Here is a 3373-nt window from a genome sequence, read left to right as displayed (position 1 = left end):
ATAATCCCTGAATTCAGACTCACAAGATTAGTTCCGAATAAAACAGAATTATCTACATTTCTGTATTTGCTCAAGGTTTTTAGAGGTTCTTTTTTTACAATTCCTTTCTGCGGATCGTTGTTTACCATAATACATCTTCCGCAAGGTTTTATGTTTTTAAACTGAACTTCTCCAATTTTAAAATCCTTAAAATCATCTTCTTCATGAGCATTTTTCGTACTTACCACAATGTTTGGACGAAATCTTTTAATGGTGATTTTTTCTTCTAATTTTTCATTTAAAAAATCAAGACTTTCAGTTCCAATTAGCAAATAAGGATAACCATCAGCTAAACTCACATTATAGGTTTCGTTTGTTCTAGAACTTTCATGTTTACGATCTCCAATATTATTGATTTTCACCAATTTGCACTCAAATCCTAGTTTATCGCTAAACCATTTTGAAGAGTTTTTATTTACTTCGAAAACCTCACTTTTATCGTCCCAAACTTGAGATTCTATTGCATTATCTAAATGTTCATTAATAGAAAAATCATGCGTTTCTCCTTCAAAAGTAATTTGAATTTTATCTCCAAAAATCTCAGGATAAAACTGACTCATTATTGGGTATTCTCTTTGTGTAATGTGAACATTTTCTGTATTAATCAGCATCCATCTTCGATCATTTTCAAAACCCATTTCTTCAGCATTGGCACATTTTAGACTAATACCTGCCAAGCTTTTTATTGGATAAATATAAATTTCTTTTACGCTATAGACTGCACTCATTTTTATTCACTTTTTAATATGCCCATAAATTCCTCTCGATCAATTTCGCGACAACCCAAACTATCCAAATGCGGGTTATAAACCTGACAATCCAGCAATTTATAATTTTCTTCTTCTAAATGTTTTACTAGGGATATAAAAGCCACTTTTGAAGCATTTGATACTTTAGAAAACATACTTTCTCCGCAAAAAACATGTCCCAAATCGACGCCATACAAACCTCCAACTAAAACATCGTCTTGCCAAACCTCAACCGATTTTGCAATTCCTTGACGATTAAGTTCGCAATACGATTCTACTATATCATCTGAAATCCAAGTTCCGTCCTGACCAATACGTTGTATTTTTTGGCAATTCGAAATTACTTCTTTAAAGTTGGTATTAAAGGTAACTGTAAATTGTTTTCTGTTTAAAATATTCCGCATGCTTTTAGAAATAACTAATTCGTCTAAAAACAAAACCATACGAGGATCTGGTGCCCACCAAAGGATAGGCTCACCTTCATTAAACCAAGGAAAAATCCCTCTATTGTAAGCCAGTTTTAAGCGCTCAGGACTTAAATCACCACCAACAGCCAGAATACCTTCTTCATCGGCTTCTGAAACGGGCGGAAAATATAAATTATCAAATAAGAAATACATTATTTAAATTTCAATGATAAAATTCTACTTAGAAGTATTAATTCAAAAACAAAATTCCAAATCCCAAACTCACGTGAATGAATTGGAATTTGGAATTTAAAATATTGTAATTTCTAAACTCTTAGAACGGTAAATCGTCTGGTTCGTCTTCGTTTATACTTGTTGCTGGTGCAAAAGTTTCTGCAGCTGGCATTGGAGCTCCTTGCGCAGGTCCTTCTGGAGCTAATCTTTCGATTCTCCAACCTTGAATACTATTGAAGTATCTAGTTTCTCCTTGTGGGTTAACCCATTCTCTTCCTCTTAAATTGATAGAAACTTTTACTGCATCTCCTTGTTTATAGCTACTCAACAAATCGCATTTATCTTGTGTAAATTCGATTAAAATATGTTGTGGATACTGCTCCTCAGTAGTAACAACTAACTCTCTTTTTTTGAATGAGGCACTAACTTGCTGCTCTGGGTTAACCACTTTTACTTTTCCTGTAACTTCCATCTTCGTCTATTTAATTATTGTTTCTATTTCTTTTATTTCTTCGCTAAAAGCACTTTCCATGCCGATTCTACATCGCCATTATCCAAATATTTTTTAGCTTCTAAGTGCACTTTTTTCTGGTCGTCTGAGCTTAAAACTCCTTTGACTGCAAAATTTGTTTTCACAAATATAGTAACTTCTTCTGTTGTAGGCAAGGCTTCTATATTCCCTAATTTTCCTAAATCATTCCCATCAAAAACATCGCTTTCTTTTACAAAATTTGGTATTGCATCTACTCCTACTCCTAGTGTTGTTAAGGGTTTTGCAACTTCAAAAAGCCCTTGATTTGATCTTGAATACCAGTTATTTCCAAGTCTCGAAACCAAATCAATTTTATGCTGGTCTATTGCTCCGTTTTCATCCAAAATCGATTCGTCAATATGAATTTTAACAACTTCGCATAAAATCAAATTTCCTGCTCCTCCTTCTGTTCCTAACGGAATAATCTGCGTAATCTTGCATTCAAACTGAACTGGAGATTCTTTTACGCGATATGGTTTTACTAAATCTGATGGAATTTGCGTTAATCCTGCTTTGATAAATTCATTCACGCCATCTCCATATTCTGTGCTTGCTAAAGAAGTTTGCTGTACGATATCGTAATTTACAACATTTATTACTACTTCTTTAGTCGCTTCAGCATTAATTAAAGTATGTTTAATTGTATTATCTCGAACACGTCTTGAGGGCGAAAAAACCAAAATCGGAGGATTGGCACTAAACACATTAAAGAAACTAAACGGAGACAAATTGGGAATGCCTTTTTCGCTAATTGTACTCGCGAAAGCAATAGGTCGTGGACCAATTGAACTCTGTAAATAGCCTTGTAATTTGGCCGTTGGAATCTCTTTTGGGTTAATGCTGATCATACTTTAAAATTTAAACAGAATCTCATTTTAGCAGCTACAAAAGTATTGAAATGGTTTAATTAGAAGAAATAGTTTTGCAGATAAAAACGAAAAATCTTTAAGCATTGGCAAAATATAAAATGTGTATATTTCGTTATATTTATACCACAAAATAACTGATATGTCTTTTTCTGAAAGAACAAATACTACGCGCTGGATTATTATTTCGGTTTGCTTTATAATCATTTCTCTAATTCTTTGGAATACTTATACTTTCTTCCAGATTTTTAAAAATGAGGAGCGTTTAAAAATGAACCTTTTTGTAAATGCTCAAATCACATTGGTTAATGCTAATGAAAACACTGATGTAGAATTGCCTCTTCAGATTTTTAGCAATAATACTTCTATTCCGGGCATTATAATGCTTTATGACAATGTAGTGAGTTCTGTAAACGTTCCTGATGAAATACTTAATGACAAGAAAAAAAGAACGGCTTTCTTAAATAAGCTTAAAAATGAAAATGAACCAATCACTTTTGAATACGCCCCAGGAAAATACCAGACTTTATATTATGGTAATTCTGC

4 protein-coding genes and 1 pseudogene are annotated in these 3373 nt (G+C 33.0%); 1 reads left to right on the top strand and 4 read right to left on the bottom strand.

Annotated features, from left to right (window positions below; genetic code table 11):
- The 4 genes from B3J44_RS16060 to B3J44_RS16045 form a co-directional block, all read right to left on the bottom strand.
- On the bottom strand, positions 1-767 hold a 767-nt coding region (locus tag B3J44_RS16060), incomplete at its 3' end, for an MOSC domain-containing protein (protein WP_286969640.1).
- A gap of 2 nt (positions 768-769) precedes the next feature.
- Positions 770-1408: a leucyl/phenylalanyl-tRNA--protein transferase gene (gene aat, locus B3J44_RS16055; protein WP_286969639.1), complete on the bottom strand. Its 639-nt coding sequence runs from the start codon at positions 1406-1408 to the stop codon at positions 770-772.
- A 121-nt stretch (positions 1409-1529) separates the two neighbouring features.
- Positions 1530-1901: a DUF3127 domain-containing protein gene (locus B3J44_RS16050; protein WP_095927972.1), complete on the bottom strand. Its 372-nt coding sequence runs from the start codon at positions 1899-1901 to the stop codon at positions 1530-1532.
- A 32-nt stretch (positions 1902-1933) separates the two neighbouring features.
- Positions 1934-2809 carry a flavin reductase family protein gene (locus B3J44_RS16045; protein WP_286969637.1) on the bottom strand — a complete coding sequence of 292 codons (876 nt, stop codon included), beginning with the start codon at positions 2807-2809 and terminating at the stop codon, positions 1934-1936.
- A 160-nt stretch (positions 2810-2969) separates the two neighbouring features.
- On the opposite strand from B3J44_RS16045, the pseudogene B3J44_RS16040 reads away from it, so the two are divergent.
- Positions 2970-3373 (top strand): annotated as a pseudogene (locus tag B3J44_RS16040) (sensor histidine kinase); the annotation flags it as partial.

Origin of the sequence: Flavobacterium sp. UBA4854 (genome assembly GCF_002399805.1) — a bacterium.
Classification (GTDB): domain Bacteria; phylum Bacteroidota; class Bacteroidia; order Flavobacteriales; family Flavobacteriaceae; genus Flavobacterium; species Flavobacterium ginsengisoli.
This window is presented reverse-complemented; position numbering and strand designations above follow the sequence as displayed.

Excerpts from the sequence above, each read along its gene's own strand:
- aat (WP_286969639.1), bottom strand. The coding sequence starts at position 1,408 with ATGTATTTCTTATTTGATAATTTATATTTTCCGCCCGTTTCAGAAGCC.
- B3J44_RS16050 (WP_095927972.1), bottom strand. The coding sequence starts at position 1,901 with ATGGAAGTTACAGGAAAAGTAAAAGTGGTTAACCCAGAGCAGCAAGTT.
- B3J44_RS16045 (WP_286969637.1), bottom strand. The coding sequence starts at position 2,809 with ATGATCAGCATTAACCCAAAAGAGATTCCAACGGCCAAATTACAAGGC.